At 44.5% G+C, this 23,995-nt stretch carries 23 protein-coding genes and 2 pseudogenes; 5 read left to right on the top strand and 20 right to left on the bottom strand.

The window, feature by feature from the left end:
- From QVP94_RS13230 to QVP94_RS13205, 6 genes and pseudogenes are all read right to left on the bottom strand, one after another.
- The coding region (locus QVP94_RS13230) for a DJ-1/PfpI family protein (RefSeq protein ID WP_288213279.1) at positions 1–477 on the bottom strand (477 nt) is incomplete at its 3' end.
- Between the two features lie 79 nt (positions 478–556).
- Positions 557–658: pseudogene (locus QVP94_RS13225) on the bottom strand (helix-turn-helix domain-containing protein); the annotation flags it as partial.
- Positions 659–684: 26 nt separating this feature from the next.
- A complete protein-coding gene (locus QVP94_RS13220) occupies positions 685–2,928 on the bottom strand; it encodes a DNA/RNA helicase domain-containing protein (RefSeq protein ID WP_005854322.1) in 2,244 nt (747 codons plus the stop codon).
- On the bottom strand, positions 2,925–3,266 hold the full coding sequence (locus QVP94_RS13215) for a nucleotide pyrophosphohydrolase (protein ID WP_005854323.1): 342 nt from the start codon (positions 3,264–3,266) through the stop codon (positions 2,925–2,927). Before QVP94_RS13215 ends, QVP94_RS13220 begins: the two co-directional genes overlap by 4 nt.
- A gap of 130 nt (positions 3,267–3,396) precedes the next feature.
- Positions 3,397–4,782: a tRNA uridine-5-carboxymethylaminomethyl(34) synthesis GTPase MnmE gene (gene mnmE / locus QVP94_RS13210; RefSeq protein ID WP_022192788.1), complete on the bottom strand. Its 1,386-nt coding sequence runs from the start codon at positions 4,780–4,782 to the stop codon at positions 3,397–3,399.
- An 8-nt stretch (positions 4,783–4,790) separates the two neighbouring features.
- Positions 4,791–5,909 carry a DUF362 domain-containing protein gene (locus QVP94_RS13205; protein ID WP_008773563.1) on the bottom strand — a complete coding sequence of 373 codons (1,119 nt, stop codon included), beginning with the start codon at positions 5,907–5,909 and terminating at the stop codon, positions 4,791–4,793.
- A 77-nt stretch (positions 5,910–5,986) separates the two neighbouring features.
- On the opposite strand from QVP94_RS13205, the gene QVP94_RS13200 reads away from it, so the two are divergent.
- Positions 5,987–7,171, top strand: a complete 1,185-nt coding sequence (locus QVP94_RS13200; RefSeq protein ID WP_005854357.1) for an ATP-binding protein — start codon at positions 5,987–5,989, stop codon at positions 7,169–7,171.
- 21 nt (positions 7,172–7,192) lie between these two features.
- Positions 7,193–7,939, top strand: coding sequence for a nitroreductase family protein (locus QVP94_RS13195; RefSeq protein ID WP_008773561.1), 747 nt, complete (start codon positions 7,193–7,195; stop codon positions 7,937–7,939).
- Here QVP94_RS13195 and rpiA read toward each other — a convergent pair.
- From rpiA to QVP94_RS13170, 5 genes are all read right to left on the bottom strand, one after another.
- Positions 7,929–8,633: a ribose 5-phosphate isomerase A gene (gene rpiA, locus QVP94_RS13190; protein WP_008773560.1), complete on the bottom strand. Its 705-nt coding sequence runs from the start codon at positions 8,631–8,633 to the stop codon at positions 7,929–7,931. The two genes, QVP94_RS13195 and rpiA, sit on opposite strands and share 11 nt — an antisense overlap.
- A gap of 13 nt (positions 8,634–8,646) precedes the next feature.
- Positions 8,647–9,516 (bottom strand): nucleoside phosphorylase, encoded by an 870-nt coding sequence (locus tag QVP94_RS13185; protein ID WP_008773559.1) that lies wholly within the window; start codon positions 9,514–9,516, stop codon positions 8,647–8,649.
- Positions 9,517–9,604: 88 nt separating this feature from the next.
- A complete protein-coding gene (gene floA / locus QVP94_RS13180) occupies positions 9,605–10,597 on the bottom strand; it encodes a flotillin-like protein FloA (RefSeq protein ID WP_005854361.1) in 993 nt (330 codons plus the stop codon).
- A gap of 10 nt (positions 10,598–10,607) precedes the next feature.
- Positions 10,608–11,096, bottom strand: a complete 489-nt coding sequence (locus QVP94_RS13175; protein WP_009275728.1) for an NfeD family protein — start codon at positions 11,094–11,096, stop codon at positions 10,608–10,610.
- A gap of 8 nt (positions 11,097–11,104) precedes the next feature.
- Positions 11,105–12,553: a tetratricopeptide repeat protein gene (locus tag QVP94_RS13170; protein WP_022192787.1), complete on the bottom strand. Its 1,449-nt coding sequence runs from the start codon at positions 12,551–12,553 to the stop codon at positions 11,105–11,107.
- Between the two features lie 111 nt (positions 12,554–12,664).
- Here QVP94_RS13170 and QVP94_RS13165 point away from each other — a divergent pair, with 111 nt between their 5' ends.
- Positions 12,665–13,411: a tRNA 2-thiocytidine biosynthesis TtcA family protein gene (locus tag QVP94_RS13165; protein WP_022192786.1), complete on the top strand. Its 747-nt coding sequence runs from the start codon at positions 12,665–12,667 to the stop codon at positions 13,409–13,411.
- Position 13,412: 1 nt separating this feature from the next.
- Positions 13,413–13,784: a DMT family protein gene (locus tag QVP94_RS13160; protein WP_005854365.1), complete on the top strand. Its 372-nt coding sequence runs from the start codon at positions 13,413–13,415 to the stop codon at positions 13,782–13,784.
- 127 nt (positions 13,785–13,911) lie between these two features.
- On the opposite strand, the gene miaA is transcribed toward QVP94_RS13160, so the two are convergent.
- A complete protein-coding gene (miaA, locus tag QVP94_RS13155) occupies positions 13,912–14,811 on the bottom strand; it encodes a tRNA (adenosine(37)-N6)-dimethylallyltransferase MiaA (protein WP_022192785.1) in 900 nt (299 codons plus the stop codon).
- On the bottom strand, positions 14,811–15,371 hold the full coding sequence (locus QVP94_RS13150; RefSeq protein ID WP_005854369.1) for an IS1096 element passenger TnpR family protein: 561 nt from the start codon (positions 15,369–15,371) through the stop codon (positions 14,811–14,813). The genes miaA and QVP94_RS13150 overlap by 1 nt, the downstream gene beginning before the upstream one ends.
- 362 nt (positions 15,372–15,733) lie before the next feature.
- On the opposite strand from QVP94_RS13150, the pseudogene QVP94_RS13145 reads away from it, so the two are divergent.
- A pseudogene (locus tag QVP94_RS13145) lies at positions 15,734–16,574 on the top strand (PD-(D/E)XK nuclease family transposase).
- 101 nt (positions 16,575–16,675) lie between these two features.
- On the opposite strand, the gene lpxA reads toward QVP94_RS13145, so the two are convergent.
- The 7 genes from lpxA to QVP94_RS13110 form a co-directional block, all read right to left on the bottom strand.
- Complete coding sequence (lpxA, locus tag QVP94_RS13140) at positions 16,676–17,461, bottom strand: acyl-ACP--UDP-N-acetylglucosamine O-acyltransferase (RefSeq protein WP_022192784.1); 786 nt, start codon at positions 17,459–17,461, stop codon at positions 16,676–16,678.
- A 17-nt stretch (positions 17,462–17,478) separates the two neighbouring features.
- Positions 17,479–18,864: a bifunctional UDP-3-O-[3-hydroxymyristoyl] N-acetylglucosamine deacetylase/3-hydroxyacyl-ACP dehydratase gene (locus QVP94_RS13135; RefSeq protein ID WP_005854379.1), complete on the bottom strand. Its 1,386-nt coding sequence runs from the start codon at positions 18,862–18,864 to the stop codon at positions 17,479–17,481.
- Between the two features lie 6 nt (positions 18,865–18,870).
- Positions 18,871–19,914, bottom strand: a complete 1,044-nt coding sequence (gene lpxD / locus QVP94_RS13130; protein WP_022192783.1) for a UDP-3-O-(3-hydroxymyristoyl)glucosamine N-acyltransferase — start codon at positions 19,912–19,914, stop codon at positions 18,871–18,873.
- A gap of 89 nt (positions 19,915–20,003) precedes the next feature.
- On the bottom strand, positions 20,004–20,846 hold the full coding sequence (gene pyrF, locus QVP94_RS13125; RefSeq protein WP_005854382.1) for an orotidine-5'-phosphate decarboxylase: 843 nt from the start codon (positions 20,844–20,846) through the stop codon (positions 20,004–20,006).
- A gap of 32 nt (positions 20,847–20,878) precedes the next feature.
- Positions 20,879–21,988 carry a peptide chain release factor 1 gene (prfA, locus tag QVP94_RS13120; RefSeq protein ID WP_005854384.1) on the bottom strand — a complete coding sequence of 370 codons (1,110 nt, stop codon included), beginning with the start codon at positions 21,986–21,988 and terminating at the stop codon, positions 20,879–20,881.
- A 9-nt stretch (positions 21,989–21,997) separates the two neighbouring features.
- A complete protein-coding gene (locus QVP94_RS13115) occupies positions 21,998–23,164 on the bottom strand; it encodes an AIR synthase related protein (protein WP_005854386.1) in 1,167 nt (388 codons plus the stop codon).
- 46 nt (positions 23,165–23,210) lie between these two features.
- A partial coding sequence (locus QVP94_RS13110) for a glucosaminidase domain-containing protein (protein ID WP_288213278.1) occupies positions 23,211–23,995 on the bottom strand: 785 nt, incomplete at its 5' end.

Raw genomic sequence — 23,995 nt, 5'->3', positions numbered from 1 at the left:
GGTTACAATGTTTCCGGCTCTGACAGCCAGTTCATCCATATAAAGATTTTCACCTGTATAATTAACCCCCGCAAATTGTTTGAGGTAATCCAATCCGTTGCTGGTATGATTTACATGGTTCAAGAAACCGTGCCTGCCAAGAAAGACGGAGGCGTTACAAATTCCGGCCACCAGCCTCTTCTTCTCTATGGCCTCTTTAACCAGAGGGACAATGGTTTCGGCTTCCGGAGTGAACCAGCTCATGCCACCTATTAATACGATTCCTGCATAATCGGCCGGAATGTCATGGATCCCATAGTCGGGCAGCACCTTGAACCCTCCGATCGATACAACCGGCTCTTTCCTGACAGATACGGTTTTAACTATATATTTGCTTTCACTTCCGGGCTCAACACCTAAATTGAGGTTGGGAGCGATATAAGCCCCTTCCCAATCGGCAAAGTCTTTTAACAAGACGAATAGAATTTCTTTTTTCATTATTTATTGTATTTATCGAAGTTATACTTCTTTCTAATCTCGTTTTGCTCGTCAGGCGAAAGAGATTTGCGATCGATACTTATTTATCCTTTACGATCTCATGGAGTATAGCCACCTTTTCTTGCTCGGCCTTTAACAATCGCTCGTAAAGCTCAACTATTTTATCAACGGGATTGAATGTCAGATGGAGAGACTATAATTCTCTATTTAGGGTTTAATTATTCCAATGAACTCTCCGATAACTTTAAATTCATTACAGTCCACATTATCGATTGAAATAGATTTATAGTCCTTGTTTTTGGGCTCAAGAACTATTTTTTCGTGTTCCCATTCTCCAGTTTCAGAATATTTCTTTAGGCTGGTATAAGTTTTAATAGAATAATTACCTACGTTATCGCCATCATAGAAGTTTATGTGCTGGGTTAAAACTATTTTTCCTTGTCTACTACCAACAGGGTTTGCTCTGAACACGCAATAATCTCCATCATGAATTGTTGGTTCCATTGAATTACCTTTGGCTTGTACAACAAACATATTTTTGTCTAATTTTCCCAGATTTGATACTTTTATCCATCCTAATTTATTTACTTCATCACCCTCTCCAAAATAGCCACATGCTGCTTGAATTGTATATAATGGAAGATATTCGGAAAATTGGTCTTCTGGTATAATATCTTCACAGATCTCGATTGTTTTAACTTTTTCTGTAAATAATAGCTTCTCTGTATTATGCTTAATAACAGGAAAAAACTGTTTTAAATAATTCCTTAAGGAGTCATTACATACGTAAATATATGTACCTTCCAGACCTCTTTCTAAGATAGTTGTATAGATGTTCTTTATGTAAGCAAGTAGAATGGAATCATTCTCTATTCCCATTTTTCCCTTGTTGTCTTTATATCTCTTTTTATAAATAAAAATACGATTCTTTTCATTATCATAATCAATTTCTGGTCCTAGAATAATACCTGCATAATTAAGATCGAATCCTTGAGTTGTATGGATACAGCCAATTTCATTGATTGAGTTTGGGGAATTGATCCAATCTGTATCTGTTCTGTTCCATATATATTTATAACCATTAATCTCTATGTCAAATAGATTCTCTTTTATTATTGAGCTTAATGATTTTCCTTTTGTTTTCCAATCCCAAGCATATCCTGCTATATTTCTGCAAAGTCCGACTTCCTTATTTTTCTTTTTTATCTCAGATATCATGTCGTCAACATCTTCATATAATTTCAGATCATATTCTTTAAAAGTAATTTTTAACTTTTGTTTGCAATTTAAAATATTCTGGATATATTGAATATAATCATTTCCTCCTTTACAACGAAGTTGAGAAGTCAGTTTATACTTGTAATTATGTTTATTTTGAAGTAGAAGAAAAAATCTTTCAGGATCAACATCTGTTGGTTTGATGGATTGTCCTGAATCATAGAAGAAAAATTGATATTTGCTCTTTTTTAAGATCCAATCAAGCTCCGTCCCTTTCTTCCCTAATCCTAAAATCTCATTCTTATGATCAAAAGCTTTATAGTCTCCGGGGCTAGCTAAACCATATCGTTGTCTTAATCTATGAGATTCATCAATAATCAGAATATCATATTTGTCTTGTGAATTAGCGACATCTGCGGGACTAAGAACCATATTGGGACTTAATCCTTTAATACCTTTGAATACCTTTTTTAATGTCTTACGAAAATTTTGCATAGGGACAACATATCCCATTTTTAAATTATAATTGAGCCCATTTGCGATTAAGTTAAGGTCTTCTTCCAAATTATTTTCCTCTATAGCCCAATTAGTCTCATTTTGAGCATCTACTAAAAGTTTTAATAAAAAGATACCTAAAATGGACTTTCCTGTTCCTGCTCCACCATCAATAATGGATATTCGGGGAATACCATTGGATAGGTCTGTTTTCAATCTTTCGATTATTTGGTATGTTATCTTATATTGTTCTTCTGTTAATGTCTTATATGGAGAATATTTAAACAAATCACTATTTTCAATGATTCTAATATCTTGAGTAACTATATTGTGTTTTTTTAAAATTTGCCAAATGTACTTGAATTCTTTTTGGTATTCCTCTCGTTGATAGTAATGGTGAAAATGTTGACCTCCATTTCCATTTTGTAACTGATATTTACCATCAGAGGCAATATATTTGATAAGAAAAGCTTCAAGATCTAAAATTACGGATTTATTAAAAGCAGGATTGTGGATAATATGAATGCTTTTAAGTTTTTTTCGTTTTGGATTATTCCAATGCTGATTTATGCGATTACATATATTAGTTGTTTCTCCAATATATGCCAACCTTTTTCCTTTATCTTCTATTATATATACAACAGGCCATTTGTCTCCGAATGTTGATTCTTTCAATTCGGAAAAAGTCTTTTTATTAAAAATGTAATCTGTTATTGTTGTGTGATAATTTCTAATCATAATTCGCTATATTTCTTTGCACAGCCTTTTGCTTTGTCTATAGGATACTTTTCTGCGTTTCTTTTTAGTTTAGTTAAGACGATGTCTTTAATGTCTAAATTATATTTATAAGCAATTAAGAAAGCATAGTTAATGATGTCTGCTAGTTCCTCTTTTATTTTATCTATTTTAACATCTTCTGCGCTTTTCCATAAAAATGCTTCGTTTAGCTCAGAGGCTTCAATAGAAAGAGCAAGAGCTAAATCTTTGCCATTATGGAACTGATCCCAATCTCTATCTTCTGAGAATTGAACGATTTGTTCCATGATCTCGTTTATGTCAGATTCTTTGCTTTGCATACTTTATCCTTTTGGGTTCAATAATGACAAAGTTAGAAAAACTATTGAAATAATAAAAAAGGAAATCTTAAATAGTTTTAGATGTGATGTGGAGAAGTTTATATTATAATTAATAGATTTCTTCTGTATTTTATTTGCCGATGCAAAAATGCTGAAATATATTCCCCAACACCTGATCCGTCGTAACCTCTCCTACGATATCCGATAAATGGAATATACACTCCCGTAAATCTTGCGAGATGAAATCCCCGGAAAGGCTGGAGTTCAAACCTTCTTGTACCCTATGTATAGCTTCCAGCGCATGCGTAAGTGCCTCGAAGTGGCGGGCATTCGTTACGATGATGTCGCTTTGGTGGAGGGTGGGGATGGAAGAGACTTCCGTGAGGAGTTGTTGTAGCTCTGCGATATGCAGCTTGCCTTTGGCGGAAATAGCGATTTGATGCCAGCCTTCGGTGGGGAAAGAGAAGGTTGGGAGAGAGGATGCGGGTAATACATCGCATTTGTTCATCGCTAAGATAACAGACTTATTCGTTAATCTCGGAGCTATTTCTTGATAGAAAGCCTCGAAATCTTTGAGGTCACGGGTTAAGTCGTACATGAGGATGACGATTTGCGCTTGGTCTAGAGCCTTGAAACTACGTTCAATACCGAGAGCTTCGATCGTATCGCTTGTTTCACGGATACCGGCGGTGTCGATGAAACGGAAGAGCTGGCCGTTGATATTGATCGTATCCTCGATAACGTCACGGGTCGTTCCGTGGATGTCGCTGACGATCGCTTTATCCTCGTTCAACAAGGCGTTTAGTAAAGTAGATTTGCCGGCGTTCGTCTCACCGATGATGGCGACGGGAATACCGTTTTTGATAGCGTTACCTACGCTGAAAGATTGGGCGAGTTTGGAGATGACCTGTTCGATATGATCCGCAAGCGTGCGAAGCTCGCTACGATCAGCGAACTCTAATTCCTCATGGTCACTGAAATCCAGTTCCAGCTCCATGAGAGAGGTGAAATGGAGCAGTTGGTTTCGAAGTTCGGCGAGTTCCCTACTGAAACCACCTCGCATCTGGCTTAGAGCCAAACGATGTTGGCCGGCCGAAGTGGAGGCGATTAAATCCGCAACGGCCTCCGCTTGGCTAAGGTCCATCTTGCCATTCATGAAAGCACGTTGCGTATATTCACCCGGTTGCGCTATACGGCATCCGCTGGAGATAAGGGATTGCAGGATTTGTTGTTGGATATACGTCGAGCCGTGGCAGGTGATTTCCACCGTATCCTCCCCCGTGAAAGAATGGGGGGCACGGAAAACAGCGGCGATCACCTCATCTATGGTTTCGTCATTGTTACCGACGATGGAACCATACGTTAAGGTATAAGCCTTTTGGGTAGATAAACTCTTACCTGCCTTCTTCGGCCGGAATATCCGATCACAAATCTTGAAAGCATCCGGCCCGGAGACACGGACCACTGCGATTCCTCCTACTCCCGGAGCTGTAGATATAGCGCAAATTGTACTCATTCCGTCTATTAAACCGTTATTAATTCATACGCTTGAGAACCCAGTCCGATTTCCTCCGCATAACGTAGGCCGGCTTGCCAGTTCGTATCCGGATGAATCAAATGGAATTTATCCTCTCCCTCAAGGTGTTCGTGAGGATGAGTCTCGGCTAATTTATTACCTCCGATGATAGGAGCGTTGATAACCATATCGGCGCAAGCCTTATCCAAGGCCACCGGATCGAAAGATGCGGCGATCCCCAAATCAGGGATGATGGCGGCATCGTTATGATTCCAGCAATCGCATTCCGGAGATACGTTCATGATAAAACTAACATGGAAATGAGGCTTGTCTGCTAATACGGCTTTCGTGTACTCGTCGATCTTGTAATTCAATCGCTCGGAAGTATCACCTTCGCCCATTACGGCACCGTCGTACTGGCAAAGAGCCACACATTGCCCGCAACCTACACAACGCTCGTAATCAATTTCGGCCTTTCGGTTGTTATTCAAATGGATGGCATCGTGAGCGCAGTGCTTTACACAGATGTTACAGCCTTTACAAGCCTCCGTATCGATACGAGGCTGTGAGGCACAATGTAATTCCAGTTTACCGCCTACGCTGGCGCATCCCATCCCGAGGTTTTTCAGCGCACCGCCGAAACCGGCTTGCTCGTGACCTTTGAAATGGTTCATGGAAATGATGATATCGGCATCGGCGATAGCGGCACCTATTTTCGGGGCCTTGCAATATTGCCCGTCGATCTCGATTTCCCGGTAGTCCGTACCTTTCACGCCATCGGCGATGATAACGTTGCAACCGGCGGACATGGGATTGAACCCATTTTCCATGGCGCTTTGAAGATGATCGACAGCGTTGGAGCGGCGGCCCGAGTATAAGGTGTTACAATCGGTAAGGAACGGTTTCGCGCCTAATTCACGTAACAGGCTTACCAAGCGAGCGGCGTAATTAGGACGAATGTATGCCAAATTCCCCGGTTCGCCAAAGTGGATCTTAATGGCTACAAATTGATTTTTGAAGTCGATATTGGCGATACCGGCACGTTTTACCAGACGTTCCATCTTATCCAGCAGGTTGCTGCTGGGGGTCGTGCGTAAATTAGTAAAGTAGACTTTGGATGTATTCATCTTTTTATTGGTTTAGTGTTGACAAAGGTACGAAAAACACGGAACATTTTTTATATTCGCGTAAAACAGATTTGTATATGGACTTGCTTCAGCGGAATCATCAGCTATTGTTGAAAGGAATAAATTGTACATTCCTGCGTTATTTGCATGCACGGATAGAGTGGGAGGATCGGTTAATCGGCATCTTCGGCTCTCGAGGGGTTGGTAAGACTACCTTGTTGTTACAGCATATTAAGTTGAAATTTGAAGATTCACGGGAAGCCCTGTATGTGAATCTGGATGATTTCTGGTTTGAGACACATTCATTGACCGATGCGGTTAAGGAGTTCCTGCAAGCCGGGGGGCATTATTTGTTTTTGGATGAGATCCATTTCTATTCGGGCTGGATGGAAGAGGTCTCAACTTTATTGGATGCCAACCCCGCCTTAAAGATTGTTTTCGCTACCACTTCTTTGTACTCGCAGACAGAGGTGCGGAACGGGTTAAGGCATGAGGCTGCTTTTTATACCATGCATCCGATGTCGTTCCGTGAATTCCTTTCTTACGAAAGCATTCTGGATAAAGATCCCATTCCGTTGGAGGATATCTTAGCGAACCATCATGATTTGGTGAAGGAGATCAATGCGGAGATGAATATTGTGCCGATTTACCGGAACTATCTGGAACATGGATGTTATCCTTTTTATTGGCAAGACCCGGATATGTATTATTTCCGTCTGCAAGAATTAGTGAGAAAAGAGATTTGCCGGGATTTGCCTTCGGTGGTTTCTATTTCGATGAGTAATCTGGAACGAGCTCAAAAATATTTTATGATGGTGGCTGAGTCGGCTCCTTTACGTCCGAAATCGATTGATGTAACCCGTAAGACAAATATGCTTCGTCAGCAAAGCGATAGCCTGTTGCGTTTTTTTCATGATGTGAGGCTTATTTATTACTCGGCAGACCAACTGGGAACCACTCCGGCCAAGCAGAAAGTCTTTATGGGGGATACCAACTTGCTGATCTCTTTTTTCGGAGATAAGGAGAATCGGCAATTGATGTGTGAAACCTATTTCTTAAGCCAGATGCGTTCCGTGGCGAACGTGGAATTCATGGAGAACGGAGATTTCTTGATTGGCGGTAAATATATCTTCGCCGTAGGTGATCCCTTAAGGGGATATGATCGTCTCCGCTTCGTACCCGACGCTTATGCGGCTATCTACGGGTTACCGAAAAGCGTGTTTAACCGTATGCCGGCATGGATATTAGGATTTAGTTATTGAGAATTTAAAAATAGGATTGCTATGTTAGAATGCATGAAGAATAGAAGAAGTATCCGTAAATATACGGATCAGGATATCCCGGAGTCTTTGCTGAATGAATTATTGGAAGTGGCTACTCGTGCCTCGAATACAGGAAATATGCAATTGTATAGTGTCGTGGTTACCCGCGACCCTGCGAACAAGGAGAAACTGGCTCCGGCTCATTTTAACCAACCAATGATTACGGGAGCCCCGGTGGTACTTACTTTTTGTGCGGATGCGAACCGTTTCGTGAAATGGGCGGAGTGCAGGAAAGCGGAGGCCGGATTCGATAATTTACAAACGTTTATCGCTTCGACGATAGATGCGATGTTGTTCGCCCAGAGTTTCTGCAATGCCGCTGAGGAAAAAGGCTTAGGCATTTGCTATCTGGGTACGACGGCTTATAATGCGGACCAGATCATTGAGGCGCTTTCTCTTCCCCGTCTGGTTGTCCCGATCGTTACGGTTACGGTGGGTTATCCGGCAGAGCCTATACCCGCTCAAGTTGAACGTTTACCATTGGCGGCTGTGGTACAAAACGAGACTTATACGGACTTTACTCCGGCTTCCATCGATGCCTTGTATAGTGAGAAAGAGGCATTAGAGGTGAATAAGCAGTTTGTAAGGGAGAATAATAAGGAAACACTGGCGCAGGTCTTTACGGACGTACGCTATACGAAGAAAAATAGTGAACATTTCTCCGAGGTGCTCTTGAAGATATTGAAACAACAAGGATTCATGAAGTAAGCCCTAATACTTCTACCTTATAGTTCATAAAGAGTCCACTCTCGAGTACGCCCGTAATCGACTTGAGAGTGGATTCTGTATTTTCAGGGATATAGTCCATCCATACGTCTAGGATCATATTGCCATTCTCGGTAATGATCGGTCCATCCTTACCTTGCCCCATACGAAGTTTTATCTCACCGGGGTTCAAACGCTGGAGTCTGTCCTCTACATAGGTGAGAGCTCCCGGGAAAATCTCTATCGGGATCGGGAATTTAGCTCCCAGCCTCTCCACTTTCTTGGAAGGATCGACCAGTATATAGGTCTGCGGACTGGAACTGATTAATAGCTTTTCCTTGAACATGGCGCCTCCACGCCCTTTGATCAAGTTAAAGTGGGAATCTACTTCATCAGCCCCATCGAAGGTCCAGTTCGGCTTGTGGGAAAACAGGCTGGTAACCGGAATGCCTAGCTGGGCGCAAGTCATCCGGATTTCTAATGAAGTGGGGATCGCCAAGATGGAAAGACGTTCCGTCCGGATACGTTCGGCTATGCGAATCAACGCTAGATAGGAGGTAGAACCGGAGCCAACACCTATGACTTGTCCGTTTTCGACTTTAGATGCGATAAGGTCCGCTATCTTTATTTTATCTTCCTTATGGGAGATCTGATTCCCCCATTCCAACGTATCGATTAGTGAATGATCCCACTTCATAGTCTTGATATTATTATATACGGTCTAATACAGTTTCAATCAGTTTTTCCAAAGAACCTTTATAATCCGTATTCATATGATTATCCACACGTCCGGCGATAATACAACATACGGTCATTGCCCGGTGTCCCATGAGAGCGGCCAGACCAGCTAAAGAGGAGCTCTCCATCTCGAAGTTCGTAATCTTTCGCCCGTTGTAATCGAAAGCCTCTATTTTCCGGTTCAATTCCGGATCAGTCAAGGGCAATCGGAGCTCGCGCCCTTGCGGCCCGTAGAAGCCATTGGCCGCGATAGTCGTTCCCCGGATAATATCATTACGGGTGATTTGCTCGATCAACGATGGATCTGCCGATACGACATAAGGCCATATGCCGCTAAGCCGCCAATCAAGCTGTTTTATTAATTCAGATTCCAAGTCTGCGTCACGAACGGAATTACTATTTGCGTAGAAATAAATGACTCCATCGAATCCGATCGATTTCTCCGCAGCTACGTAAGTCCCAATCGGGACAAATGGCTGTAACCCTCCGGAAGTCCCGATACGAACTAGGGAAAGTTGCTTGAATTCCGGCTTGATCGTACGGGTTGAGAAGTCAATATTAGCGAGAGCGTCCAACTCATTTAATACGATATCAATATTATCTGTACCGATGCCATGGGATACAACCGTGATACGTTTTCCCTTGTATTGGCCCGTGATGGTATGAAACTCCCGGCTGGAAACCTCACATTCCTGAGACTCAAAATAGGAAGCGACGGTTGTAACCCGTGCGGGATCGCCAACAAGTACCACACGATCCGCGAGTTGTTCTGGTTTTAAATGCAGGTGGAAAACACTACCATCTGAATGGATCGCTAATTCTGAAGCGGGGATTGTTCTCATATTCGATCAGCTAATTAAGTTTACTTTTAATCATAAAAGGGCAAGGTGCGACCCTGCCCTTGGAGATAGTTCCATGTATATAACTATTTTAGTCCTTTAATGGTTTTGATGGAGTACCGGTCGGTTTAGCTATCGCTTCACGCATAGAAGTGTCCGCCTCGATGTTCTTCATCTTGTAATAGTCCATTACGCCTAGGTTTCCTGTGCGGAAAGCGTCTGCCATTGCCTTGGGAACTTCCGCTTCTGCCTCGATCACCTTGGCACGGGCTTCTTGTGCTTTCGCCTTCATCTCTTGCTCGAGGGCGACAGCCATCGCACGGCGTTCCTCGGCTTTCGCCTGAGCGATATTCTTATCCGCTTGAGCTTGATCCATTTGCAAGAAAGCGCCGATGTTCTTACCTATATCGATATCGGCGATATCGATGGAAAGGATTTCGAAAGCTGTTCCGGCGTCAAGCCCTTTGCGAAGCACTAATTTCGAGATGGAATCCGGATTTTCCAATACGGTCTTATGGCTTTCGGATGAACCAATGGAAGATACGATACCTTCACCTACACGGGCTAAGATCGTCTCTTCTCCGGCACCACCCACTAATTGCTTGATATTCGCACGAACGGTGACACGTGCCTTGGCGATTAACTGGATTCCGTCTTTCGCTACCGCTGTTACCGGAGGGGTATCGATCACTTTCGGATTTACCGACATTTGTACAGCCTCGAATACGTCACGTCCGGCCAAGTCGATAGCGGTAGCCATCTGGAAAGGAAGGTCGATATTCGCTTTCGACGCGGAAACCAGCGCATGCACTACTTTCTCGACATGTCCACCCGCTAAATAGTGCGCTTCCAGCTCGTCGCGTGTAAGCGTCTTTATTCCTGCCTTATGCGCTTCGATCATCGCGCGAGTGATGATGTAGGGAGGAACCTTTCGGATACGCATCAAGAATAACTGGATCAAGGAGATATTGACTCCTGATACTTTGGCCGAGATCCATAACAGGAACGGCACATAATAGAAAAAGATTGCCAGCAGAAGTACTGCGGCCCCCAATAGGATAAGTGGCAAAAAGGTTATTTCCATATATAAAAAATTAAGCGTGAATATTTGTTTCTTCTTTAGGACGGACAATTACGTTGTAACTGTCTACCCTGATCACTACGATCGGCGTGTTCTCATCGATTAATTCGTCTTGAGATTTCGCTTCCACGTTAATACCTTTAATCCGGGCCTTGCCGATAGGGGCTAAGCGTGAGAGCGTGATCCCCTCGTCTCCGGGTTCTATTCCGAGATCCCTGCTGGATGTCAGCTTGGAATCGATATCTGTCTTTAAAGCGATCTTGTTAAAAGACCGGGAACGCAATAACCAAGCGAAGATTATTCCGAATGTAATGATTGATAAGGATAAAGTCAGATGCCCTACCCATATACCTACCGTATAAGCGAAAACGACTCCGCCGATAGCGAAAATAGCCCCGCCTATACCCGCGAGTGTTATTCCCGGAAGAAGGAATATCTCTGCCAGTATCAGTAGGATGGCCGCTACCATGAGGAAGACGATGATGGCTATGTCCAGTAGCATAGTTCTTCTTATTTATGGTTGTTTCTTAGGTATACGATCTCTGCGTTACGTGCCTTTTTCTCCCATTCGTCCGGTTGAGCGAGCAGGTTGTTTAACTTTTCTTCCGCATTAAGAATCGTAGGCTTCAGTTGTTCTCGCTTCGCCTTATTCCCTTTGATGTAGCTGGCTCGTAAACTCTCTAGTTTCTCATTTAGCTCCTTGATCTGTCTATGGATGGAAACTACTTTCTCGTAGTAGTTCTTCGCTTCCGGACTTTGGATATCGTCTAAGGTGTAATAAACGATACCATCATGGATCGGGAACGTGAAATCTTTCTTTATTTCTATACGTCCATAAGGAATCTCGGTATGAGCTAAATGAATAAGCTCTTCGTAATTCGATCCGGGTTTCCATGAATCCTTGATCGAGGCAATAGAGGCCCGGGCACGTTTTAGTTCGACATCCTCGCTATCTACTCGCTCGCGGTTGTCATTCGGGATGAATAAGTATACGCAGACTTTTCCTTCCGGTTGATAACGATCGGAAACGAACCATCCCAATTGCTTGGCTTCGTCGATCACCATCATATAATCGTTAAACGGGGAGTTATAGGGCATGCCCAATTGCTCCGGTGTAAGATAAGTATCGGAATTGATGTTGTAACGAGTGACGAATAAATCATATCCGCCCAGAGAGCCGTTCCCTTTGGATGCGTAATAAATCGTTACGCCATCGGATAGCACGAATGGATACCCATCGTCGGCGTCACTATTGATATTCATCGGTAACTGTTTCTCGTCTTCCCATTGATCCATGAGCTTGGATTGGGTAAAAAGACAATTGTGGTTACCGTCTGTCGGGTGGGCGTAATAAATCTTATCCCCCTTCTGGTTCATGTATACCGATGAGTTGCCCGGATCGTTAGTCTGGAAGAAATCTTGGTAAGTGGTCAACGTACCGCTTTCCTCGCTTAAGGTATAGGCTGATAAGAAATCATCTTTATCAACGACCAAGCTATCGATAATCTGGACATTCTCTACCTTATCAAGCATACGGCTTGCTTTGTTCGCCAAGTCCATACGGATCTGGTAAGGTTCCACATCTTGTTTCTTTTTTGTTAGGAGGGTGATGTATTCGTCGAACATCTCCTCGGCTTCGTCAAAACGATAGGTCTGGTAGTATACTTCTCCAAGGTATCGATAAGCGTCTTGTACCCTACGCTTTACGGCAACCTTAAGATGTTTCTCCGCTCCTGCTAAATCTCCGGTCTCGAAACAGCAAACACCATACCATTGATTATAAGAGGCATTGCTTGGCGCTTGTTTCACTAGTTTCTCGAACACAGGTTTGGCTTCCGCGTATTTCCCGTCGTTATATAATTTTTTTGCCTGATCAAGACTTTGCGCATGTAGTTGCATTCCTCCGCATAGGAGTGTAACTCCTAGCGTATAAAGCAGCTTTTTGGATAACCGTTTCATTTTGTCTATTCTAGATTATATAGTTATGCAGTTTCAAAGATAAGAATATTTTTGTAGAGGCATACAAATCGAAAAGATAAATGTATAATTTTGCGCCCGTAAAGAAAAGATATGGCAAAATTGACAGCGGACGAACGTTTGTTTCGTAAGATAGAGGATAAGGTAAAGAAGGCGATTTTCGACTATGGCTTGATCAATGATGGCGACCGGATCTTGGTCGGGTTGTCCGGAGGAAAAGATTCCTTGGCCTTGGTGGATTTACTGGGGCGCAGGTCGAAAATCTATTGTCCTCGGTTTGAGGTCGTGGTAGCGCATATCGTGATGACGAATATCCCTTATTGTTCGGATCGGGAATATCTTAGAAGTTGTGCGGAGGAGCATGATTTGCCTTTCATTGTCCATGAGACAAGTTTCGATCCTTCTACGGACACTCGCAAATCCCCCTGCTTTTTATGCTCTTGGACTCGCCGGAAAGCTTTGTTTGAGATCGCTAAGGCGCATAAATGCAATAAGATTGCACTAGGGCATCATCAAGATGATATCCTAGAGACACTGTTGATGAACCTGACCCACCAAGGGGCTTTCGGAACAATGCCTCCCCGGTTGAAAATGGATAAGTTTGATATGGAGATTATCCGTCCGATGTGTCTGGTGGAAGAGAGGGAGTTGATTCAGGTCGCCGCATGGAAAGGGTACCGGAAACAATTGAAGAACTGTCCTTATGAGTCGGGCTCCAGTCGTTCGGATATGAAAGAGCTGCTGAAAAGTCTGGAAGCGATCAATCCGGAGGCCCGTTACAGCCTTTGGGGGAGCATGACGAATATACAAGAAGATTATTTACCTCGAAAAATAAGATAATATGCAAAGTGTTTATACGATTTTATTATTGATCGTGTCTAATATTTTTATGACATGCGCTTGGTATGGTCATTTGAAGATGAAGCAACAATTCAGTTGGTTTGAGCATCTTCCTTTGTTTGGCGTAATCCTGTTTAGTTGGTTTCTCGCTTTTTTTGAGTATTGTTTCCAAGTACCGGCGAATCGCATCGGTTTCCGGGATAACGGGGGGCCGTTCAACTTGATTCAATTGAAAGTGATCCAAGAGGTGATTACGTTGGTGGTATTCGTGGCCTTCAGTACCATCGCTTTTAAGGGGGAGTCGTTTAAATGGAACCATGCGCTTGCTTTCGTATTCTTGGTAGCGGCGGTTTATCTGGTTTTCAAGAAATAAAGTCGTTGCGTTTGGCTTTGATAATCAGCGGAAAACCTTGATGCCTATTGTAAGATGCTTACAATGCCTATTCAAGCATGTTTATAATGCCCATTGTAAGCTCCTTATAATGGGCATTGTTAAAACGCTATATGATCTGTTGGCTCAGATGTGCAAATATAGCTTCGGTCTCATCCGGATGGAACCATGTTATTTCTGGGTCCCGTTTAAACCAAGTCATTTGCTTCCGGGCGTAGACCCGGGAGTTTCGTTTGATTTTCTCCACAGCGAGGTCTAATGTCCATTCTCCGCTGAAGTAATTGAATAATTCTTTATAACCTACCGTGTTCAAGGAATTCAAATGACGGAAGGGATAAGCCCGGCGAGCCTCTTCCAATAATCCTTCGCTCATCATTAGATCTACACGTTGGTTGATGCGGTCGCATAATTCGTCGCGATCTCTATTAAGCCCTACTTTGATGATCCGGAACGGACGCTCTTTCTTAATGTTCGTGCGGAAGGAGGAGTAAGGCTTGCCTGTCATCCGGCAAATCTCTACGGCATGGATCACTCGTTTATAATTATTCCGGTCCACTTCCTCATAATGGACAGGGTCTGCTTCTTTTAATTCAGCGAGGATAGGGGCTAGTCCCTCGGTTTCAAATTGCATGTATAGGGCATCCCGGATCTCCGGTGTAACTGTCGGGATATCGTCAATACCTTTACATACGGCATCGATGTACATCATAGAGCCTCCGGTCATTACGACGGTCGGGATCGTTTTATGTAATTCGGATAGGAGGGAGACCACGTCTTCCTCGAAGTTGCTGGCGCTGTAATAATCGGTAAGCGAGAGAGTGCCTACCATATAATGCTTGACACGAGCCATTTGTTCCGGTGTTGGGGCAGCCGTGCCGATCGGAAGGTCTTTATAGAGCTGACGGGAGTCGGAAGAGATAATCGGAGAGCCGAAACGTTCCGCCACTTGGAGGCTTAACTCGGTCTTTCCGACTCCTGTCGGCCCAAGTAATATAACGAGGGAATTCATCAAAAGCGCTCGTCGTCGTAAGGATTATCCATCGGGCCTTCGCCTAAACCGTCGAAGCCGCTTTTGTCTAATTCGTCCATATCGTATTCGGAATCCCCGTAAAAATCTTCTCCTACGTCCGTACTGCCGTTCTTAGCCTCGAACTCATCGAAAGAAACTATTTGGGCGGGAGGCGTACCTACCGATTTGCTGCAAATAGGAGCATCCAAGTCTTTTCCCGGAACGATCTCACGAAGTTCCATGAAGAAGGCACGTTCGGTCATATAATCGAAAACGAAAAGTAGTTTTTGGTGCTCGTCTTCCAACAATTCTTCCAGTTGAGTATCGGCCATGACATAGCTGTCTTCCTCGGAAGAGGTATCCATCTCCACTAATGTGATCTCTGTCTTTTTACTCCAGTCATCGTCACATATGAAGAAAGAGGTCATTTGATCCTTTGTATAACCTACAGAGTCGAGAATGGCGTTTTGCAAATCCAAGAAAGTAGACTCGGAATCAATCTTGATCTCGCGCTTGAAGTCATCTGCTTCATCTGATAGGATTAGAAATCTAAATAGCATAGTCGTTTAGTTTTATTATTGCCTCAAAAGTAGTAAAAATATGGATATACCCAATATACGTCGCTATAAATAATGAAAGAGGGTGCGCATCTGATCCCTGTATGGGATTTCTTCTGAACCTGAGGCGACCGTCGTAGCTTCGTCTTCAACCTTCGTCAAAGAGACGGAACCTGCGGCTGAGATATTAGTGGCAGTTGTCACCTTGAATAGGTAATTGTAATATGGGTAAATAATAAAAATCACAGTATCAGATATCAATCTTTTGCATTTCGCCCGAAAAGACATATCTTTACGACACCGCCCGCTATTGGGCCGTAACTTAAAACCTATCAACTATGGATAAAAAAGAGGAGGATCAACGCATGAAAGAATTAAAAGACCGATACATACGTTTCGATTGGGCGATCAAGAGACTGCTCCGGCAAAAAGCCAACTTCGGTGTGCTGGAGGGTTTTCTCACGGTTTTTCTTGGAGAGAAGATTACCATCGTGGAGCTACTGGAGAGCGAGGGTAATCAACTGTCATGAGGATGACAAGTTCAACCGGGTGGACATCAAGGCGCTTAACGACAAGGGAGAGATCATCATCGTGAAAATACAAAATATTCGCAAGCTATATTATCTCGAACAGGTACTCTATGGCGTGGCGAAAACCATAACCGAGTACATATCACTGGGCGAGGACTACCTTTATCACGGGCAGAATCATTTCATCGGCGTACATACCAAGGATCAATTGGTAGTCAACACGAAAGAGAGGAGCGTAATTGTCTCCAAGCTATCCCCCGAGATTTTCCCCGAATATATACTCATACGGACCAATAAGTTCGATAAGATAGCCGTCACTTCCCTAGAAGAATGGATGGACTACCTTAAAAGAGGAACAATTCGTCCTGACACCATGACTCCGGGATTAGGCGAGGCTCGAGAAAAATTGAGATACTACTCCATGCCCCCCGAGGATAGATACGCTTACGACGAACACCTGAATGCGGTCATGATACAAAATGACGTATTGGATTCGGCGAAGCTTGAAGGATACCTGGAAGGACTAGCGGAAAGTAGAGCGGAAAATAAGGAGAAAGGTAAGGCGAAAGGACTGGCAAAAGGCGAGACAGAAGCGAACCTCGAAAACGCCAAGAAGATGAAAGCCATGGGGATCGATCTTGAAATGATCCGGCAGATCACGGGAATTACCCTATAAATAACCTTTTGGTGACATAAATAGCGAATCGGCGCAAACCCCTCATTGTAAGATGTGGATTTGCGCTGATTTGTTTTTGGTTGTCCGGATGTTTGTGTCGCTTATTCGTCGATCGAACCTCTTACGATACCCCGGCTGGAAGACTTGATGAAATTGAGGATCAAATCCCGTTCCTCGCTAGGCTCGTACTCGGTCTCGATCGCTTTCAGCGCCTCCGTATTATTCAAGCCTCGGGTATACAGCGTGCGATAGATGTCTTGAATCAAGAATACCTGCTGATTCGTGAATCCCCGGCGACGTAAACCTACGATATTGATACCGCAATAAACGATCGGATCACGGCCGATCAAGGTATAAGGAGGGATATCTTTTCCGATACGAGAACCGCCTTGTACCATCACGTGCTTGGATATACGCGTGAACTGATGCACCAAGGAACCTCCGCTTACGATAGCGAAATCATCAATCTCTACCTCCCCGGCGATTTGCGAAGCGTTACCGATGATAATATGGTCTTTTAAGACGCAATCATGGGCCACGTGCGAATAAGCCATGATTAAGCAATTGCGACCTACCACGGTCTTACCTTTGGAAGCGGTACCCCGGTTGATCGTCACGCATTCGCGAAGCGTCGTGTTATCTCCGATTTCCGCCGTCGTGGTTTCCCCCGCGAATTTCATGTCTTGAGGGATACCGGCAACGACCGCTCCCGGGAAAATATTGCAATTTTTACCAATCCGTGCGCCATCCAAGATAACGGCGTGAGAATATATACGGCAATTATCACCGATTTCGACATCTTTCTCAATCACGGCAAACGGATCGATAGTTACATTCTGGCCGATCTGGGCCTCTGGATGAACGACTGCTAGAGGAGATATATTCATTATCGTACTTTATCTTATTATTTGTTTTTTACAATCTGAGCCATGAACTCGGCTTCACTAACCAATTTATCACCAACGAATACATACCCTTTCATGGTAGAGATCCCGCGACGGATCGGTGCCAATAATTCCAGACGTAAGATCAACGTATCGCCCGGAACGACTTTTTGGCGGAATTTCACGCCATCTATTTTCATGAAGTAGGTAGAATAGCGCTCTGGCTCATCTACGGAATTCAAGACTAGCAAACCACCTGTTTGTGCCATAGCCTCAACCTGCAGGACTCCCGGCATGACCGGCTCCTGAGGGAAATGCCCTTGGAAGAACGGTTCGTTGGTCGTGATGTTCTTTACGCCTACGATATAGTTCCCGCCAACCTCGATGATCTTGTCAACCAATAAGAACGGATAGCGGTGCGGCAATAATTCACGGATACGGTTGATATCCATCACCGGCTCACGGTTCGGATCGTATACCGGGGCTTGCACCTCGTTCATCTTGATATCCTTGCGGATCATACGAGCTAACTGGTTATTGATCTTATGTCCCGGACGGGTAGCGATCACACGTCCGCGGATCGGCTTACCGATCAAGGCGATATCTCCGATCACGTCGATCAATTTATGACGTGCCGGTTCGTTATCGAATACAAGCGGCTTGTTATTGATATAACCTAATTCCTGCACGTTCTTGTGAGGGATGTTCAGCATATCCGCCAATTTGTCCAAAGATTCTTGCGGTATCTTCTGGTCGTAGATAACGATCGCATTGTCTAAATCGCCACCCTTGATCAAGTTATTGTTGAGCAACATCTCCACTTCGCGTACGAATACGAACGTACGTGAAGCCGCCAATTCTGTCGGGAATTCGCTGAGATCGTTCAACGTGGCGAATTGGTTGGAAAGCACGGGCGAATCGAATGAGATCAATACGTTCACGCTGAACTTATCATCCGGAAGGATGATCAACGAAGAACCGGTTTCCTCATCTTTTACCTCGATCTTGTGCTTTACGATATAATAATCCTTCGGAGCGTTTTGCTCAACAACCCCTGTCTTTTGGATTTCCTCGGAGAAGAAGCGAGAACTTCCGTCTAGGATCGGAAACTCGGGTGCGTTTACCTCGATCAAGCAGTTATCGATCTCATAAGCGTATAAAGCCGCCATCGCGTGCTCGATCGTACTTACTTGAACGCCATTCTTGCTAAGCACCGTACCCCGTTGTGTATTAACCACGTTCTCGGCCAAGGCGTCAATCGTCGGTTGGCCTTCCATATCGACACGTTTGATCTTGTATCCATGGTTCTCGGGTGCGGGATTAAACGTAATCTCTATATCTAATCCGGTATGCAACCCTTTTCCTTTCAAGGAGAAACTTGCCGCAAGCGTTTTCTGTTTTTGCATAGGTCTTTATTGTTTATTAATTTCTTTCTTGAGTTGTTCGATCTCCCGTTGCATTTGCCCCAGCGAGCGGTATATATCCGGAAGACGGTTGAAGATCGCGCTGGAACGCATGAAGTTCTTAGCGTTGATCGCCGGCGCCCCGAGCAATGTCGTCGCTTCCTTCACGTCGCTGATAACGCCAGCCTGAGCTCCGAATACGACGTGGTCCGCCACATGGATATGTCCGGCCAAACCAACTTGTCCGCCAAACATACAATGCTTTCCTACTTTTACGGAACCGGCGATGCCGACTTGCGCCGCCATCACGGTATTCTCGCCTACCTCCACGTTATGAGCGATTTGTACGAGATTGTCCAGCTTAACGCCTCGGTGAATGATCGTAGAATCCATCACCGCACGGTCAATTGTCGTATTGGCTCCGATCTCTACATCATCCTCGATAATAACGTTGCCTAATTGCGGGATTTTCTTGTAAGTCTCACCTTCGGGAGCGAATCCGAAACCGTCAGCCCCGACTACGCTACCGGCATGAAGGATACAATTATTGCCGATCGTACAATTCTCGTAAACGGTGGCATGCGGATAGAATACGCAGTTATCTCCTACCGTCACGTGATCACCGATATAAGCGTGCGGGTATACCATACAGTTCTTACCCATTTTTACGCCTTCTCCGATGTAGGCGAAGTTACCGACATAACAATCGTCGCTCACGGTCGCGGAAGCGGCGATAAAAGCGGTAGAATCAACCCCCTTCTTTTTGCTCTTCGATTGCTCTACCAAATTTAATAACATCGCGAGCGCCGCATAAGCGTTCTCTACTTTTACAAGTGTGGCTCTTATCGGTTGTTCCGGTTTGAAATCATTATTCACCAAAACAATGCTTGCCTCGGTATTATAAATATGATGCGCATATTTAAGATTCGCCAAAAAGGTCAATGTACCTGGCTTTCCTTCTTCTATTTTAGAGAAGTTGCTGACTTTAACGTTCGGATCTCCTTCAATCGTTCCGTTCAGGAAGCCGGCAATTTGTTGGGCTGAAAACTCCATTACTTATTCAATTATATATGTATCTTCGTTGACTGTCCGCTGTTTATAGACAGTTAGTTTGCAAAAATGGTGAAAATTCTTTATATAGCCTATGCTTTGCAGGGAATAATTCCCTTATCATGTAGATAACCGGCCATTTCTTTCTGTACGGCATGTGCCGCCTCACGGGCTACGTTGGCGAAAGCCTCCGTCTTATCCGCGTAAATAATCGCACGGGAAGAATTTACCAAAAGACCGCATTGGTCGTTCATCCCGTATTGAGCTACTTCCGCCAAGCTTCCACCTTGAGCGCCTACGCCCGGAACTAACAAGAAATGATTCGGGGCCTGTTTACGGATATCAAGGAACATCTTGCCTTGGGTAGCGCCCACTACATACATCATTTGCTCATCGTTAGCCCATTCTTGCGATTTCTTTAGTACTTTCTCGAAAAGACGTTCACCATTTGCGTCTTCCGTCATTTGAAAATCATGTGAGCCTTTATTGGAGGTCAAGGCCAATAAGATTACCCAAGCCTCCGGGTAGATCAAGAATGGTTTTACGCTATCCTCGCCCATATAGGGAGCGACCGTTACGGCATCTACCTTGATATGATCGAAGAAAGAACGGGCATACATCTCGGAGGTATTTCCGATATCACCACGTTTCGCGTCGGCGATGATAAATTGATCGGGATAATTCTCCCGTAAGTAAGCCACAGTCTTCTCAAAAGCCATCATACCCTTTGTGCCGAGGCTCTCGTAAAAAGCCAGATTCGGCTTGTAAGCGACACAATAATCGGCGGTAGCGTCGATGATCGCTTTATTGAATGCGAAAATAGGATCTTCTTCCGACAATAGATGCTGCGGGATCTTTTTTATATCTGTATCTAATCCGACACAAAGGAAGGATTGTTTCTTTTTAATATTCTCGAATAGCTGTTGTTTGTTCATTTTCTTATTCAGTATGAAATGATTGGATGTGTTTACAATTCAGACTCTTTCAGTCGCTCAGCGTTCTCCGCTACGATCAGGTGATCCAAGCAATCTTGAATTTCACCGTCCATAAAGGCTGAAAGATTATAGATCGTGTAATTGATACGGTGATCCGTGATACGCCCTTGCGGGTAATTGTACGTACGGATCTTCGCGGAGCGGTCACCGGTAGATACCATGGTCTTACGCTTGCTGGCGATATCGTCCAAGTATTTCTGGTGTTCCTTGTCATAAATAAACGAACGAAGACGGGTAAGCGCCCTTTCTTTGTTCTTCGGTTGGTCTCGTGTCTCCGTACATTCGATCAAGATTTCCTCACTCACACCTGTAATGGGGTTCTTCCAGACATAACGCAGACGGACACCTGATTCCACCTTGTTTACGTTCTGACCACCGGCCCCACCGGAGCGGAAGGTATCCCATTTAATCTCCCCTTCATTAATCTCAACATCAAATTCATCCGCCTCAGGCAATACGGCAACTGTAGCGGCGGAGGTATGTACACGTCCTTGCGTCTCCGTAGCCGGTACACGCTGTACACGGTGTACACCGGACTCATACTTCAACGTTCCGTATACTTTCTCGCCCGATACCGTGAAGATGATTTCCTTAAAACCGCCGGACGAGCCTTCGCTAAAGCTAGACACGCTTATTTTCCATCCCTTCAGTTCGCAATACTTCACGTACATACGATATAGATCACCGGCGAAAAGGGCGGCTTCGTCACCTCCCGTTCCTCCTCGTATCTCAACGATCGCGTTCTTGTCGTCTTGCGGATCAGCGGGAACGAGCAATAATTTTATCTCTTCTTCCAAAGCGGGAATACGTTCGTTGCAGGTATCCAGCTCCTCACGGGCCATTTCCCGCATTTCCGGATCTTGCTCGGACTCAAGCAAGGCTTTCGCTTCCTCGATCCCGTTCAATACTTTCACGTATTCCGAACGAGCTCCCACAATTTTCTCCAAATCACGGTACTCTTTGTTCAGTTTTACGAACCGTTTCATGTCGGCGATCACCGCCGGGTCGGTAATAAGGGTACCGACTTCCTCAAAACGGCTCACTAATCCGTCTAATTTACCAAGTAAACTATTTTCGGCCATTTATCTTTATTAATAGGTGAAGCGACCTTTCTCGCTTTCGATAATCAATTCATTTTTATCGGCTTCCTCTACGAAGCCCACGATTTGCGCATCAATACCAAAGCTTTTTGAGATGCCGATTACTTCTTCCGCATGCTCGGGAGCGATGTATATCTCCATCCGGTGTCCCATATTGAATACCTTGTACATCTCGCTCCAGTCCGTACCGCTCTGTTCCTGAATCGTGCGGAATAACGGTGGGATAGGGAAGAGATTGTCCTTGGTTACACGCTTGTTCTCTACGAAGTGCATAACTTTTGTCTGAGCCCCTCCCGAACAATGTACCATGCCATGGATTTGAGAGCGTAGTTTATCAAGCAATACCTTAATTACCGGCGCATAGGTACGTGTAGGCGAAAGCACCATCTTTCCGGCATCGATCCCTAATTCCTCGATCTTATCCGTAAGTTTCAATCCTCCGGAGTAAACCAATTCTTCGGGAACGGCGGCATCGTAGCTTTCCGGATATTTTTTCGCTAAATACTTAGAGAAAACATCATGGCGGGCAGAGGTCAAGCCGTTGCTACCCATACCTCCATTGTATTCTTTCTCGTAAGTGGCTTGTCCGGAAGATGCCAGACCTACGATCACGTCTCCTCCTTGAATATTCTTATTATCGATTACGTCCGAACGTTTCATGCGGCAAGTGACCGTACTATCTACGATGATGGTACGAACTAAGTCGCCAACGTCTGCGGTCTCGCCACCTGTCGCGTAGCAACCAACGCCCATCTCGCGTAATTCCGCTAATAATTCGTCCGTTCCGTTGATGATCGCTGAGATCACCTCGCCCGGAACCAACAGCTTGTTACGTCCAATCGTGGAAGAGACCAAGATATTGTCTACGGCACCTACGCAAAGCAGGTCGTCGATATTCATGATAAGAGCGTCTTGGGCGATACCTTTCCACACCGAAAGATCTCCGGTCTCTTTCCAGTACATATACGCCAAGGACGATTTGGTACCGGCGCCATCCGCGTGCATAATATTACAATATTCAGGATCACCGCCTAAGATATCGGGGATGATCTTACAGAACGCTTTCGGAAAAATTCCCTTATCGATGTTCTTTATCGCATTGTGAACATCTTCTTTTGAAGCGGAAACGCCTCGCAGGTTATAACGTTGATCACTCATTGTACTATATTATTTGAACCGCAAAGGTAATACTTTTTTATGTTACTTATCTAAGTTTTAAGACATCTCCTTCCTCCGGGATGTAATCTTTGTCTTTTTTATTCATTTTATACAGACTCTTGATCTGGATTCCGTACATCTGCGCAATACTGTGCATAGACTCTCCGACTTGTACCACATGGTCGTAATTCGGCTTGTCCGCTTTCTTCTTTTTCTTTTCCAGATATACGATATCGCCTGCCTGCAACGGGAAGTCCTCAGGCACCTCGTTGAATTTCATCAACTGCTTGGCCTTGAATCCCATGCTTCGGGCGATCTGGTCGAAACTGTCGTTATCCTTAGCGTATACATAGATCAAACCGTGGGTACGATAGACTTGATAATTGAACACCGGAAGATTTTGCTTCTTGGTAGAGGTCTTCTTTGTTCCCTTACCGGAGTCAAAGCGGTATAACTCATAATCTTCGATAACCTTGATTAATTTATTCGCGTAAGCACGATCGGTGGCGTAACCGCATTTTTGTAGTCCTTTGGCCCAGCCTTTGTAATCCTTGATGTTTAATTTGAACAGGCGTTCGTAGCGGGAGCGTTCGGCGAGGAAGCGAGAATGGTCATCATAAGAATCCTCTACTCGTTTGTATTTCCGGAAGCACTCTCCCCGCAGGTCGTCATCGTGATAGACCCTGCCGCCCCGCCAGTCCGAATGGCATTTGATGCCGAAGTGATTGTTAGAGCGTCTGGCCAAGTCGCTTTGCCCAGCTCCGGATTCCAGTAATCCCTGCGCTAAGGTGATACTTGCCGGAATGCGATATTTCTTTTGGTGCTGAACCG

The sequence above is a fragment of the Parabacteroides sp. CAG:2 genome (assembly GCF_000436315.1).
GTDB lineage: Bacteria > Bacteroidota > Bacteroidia > Bacteroidales > Tannerellaceae > Parabacteroides > Parabacteroides distasonis.
This window is presented reverse-complemented; position numbering and strand designations above follow the sequence as displayed.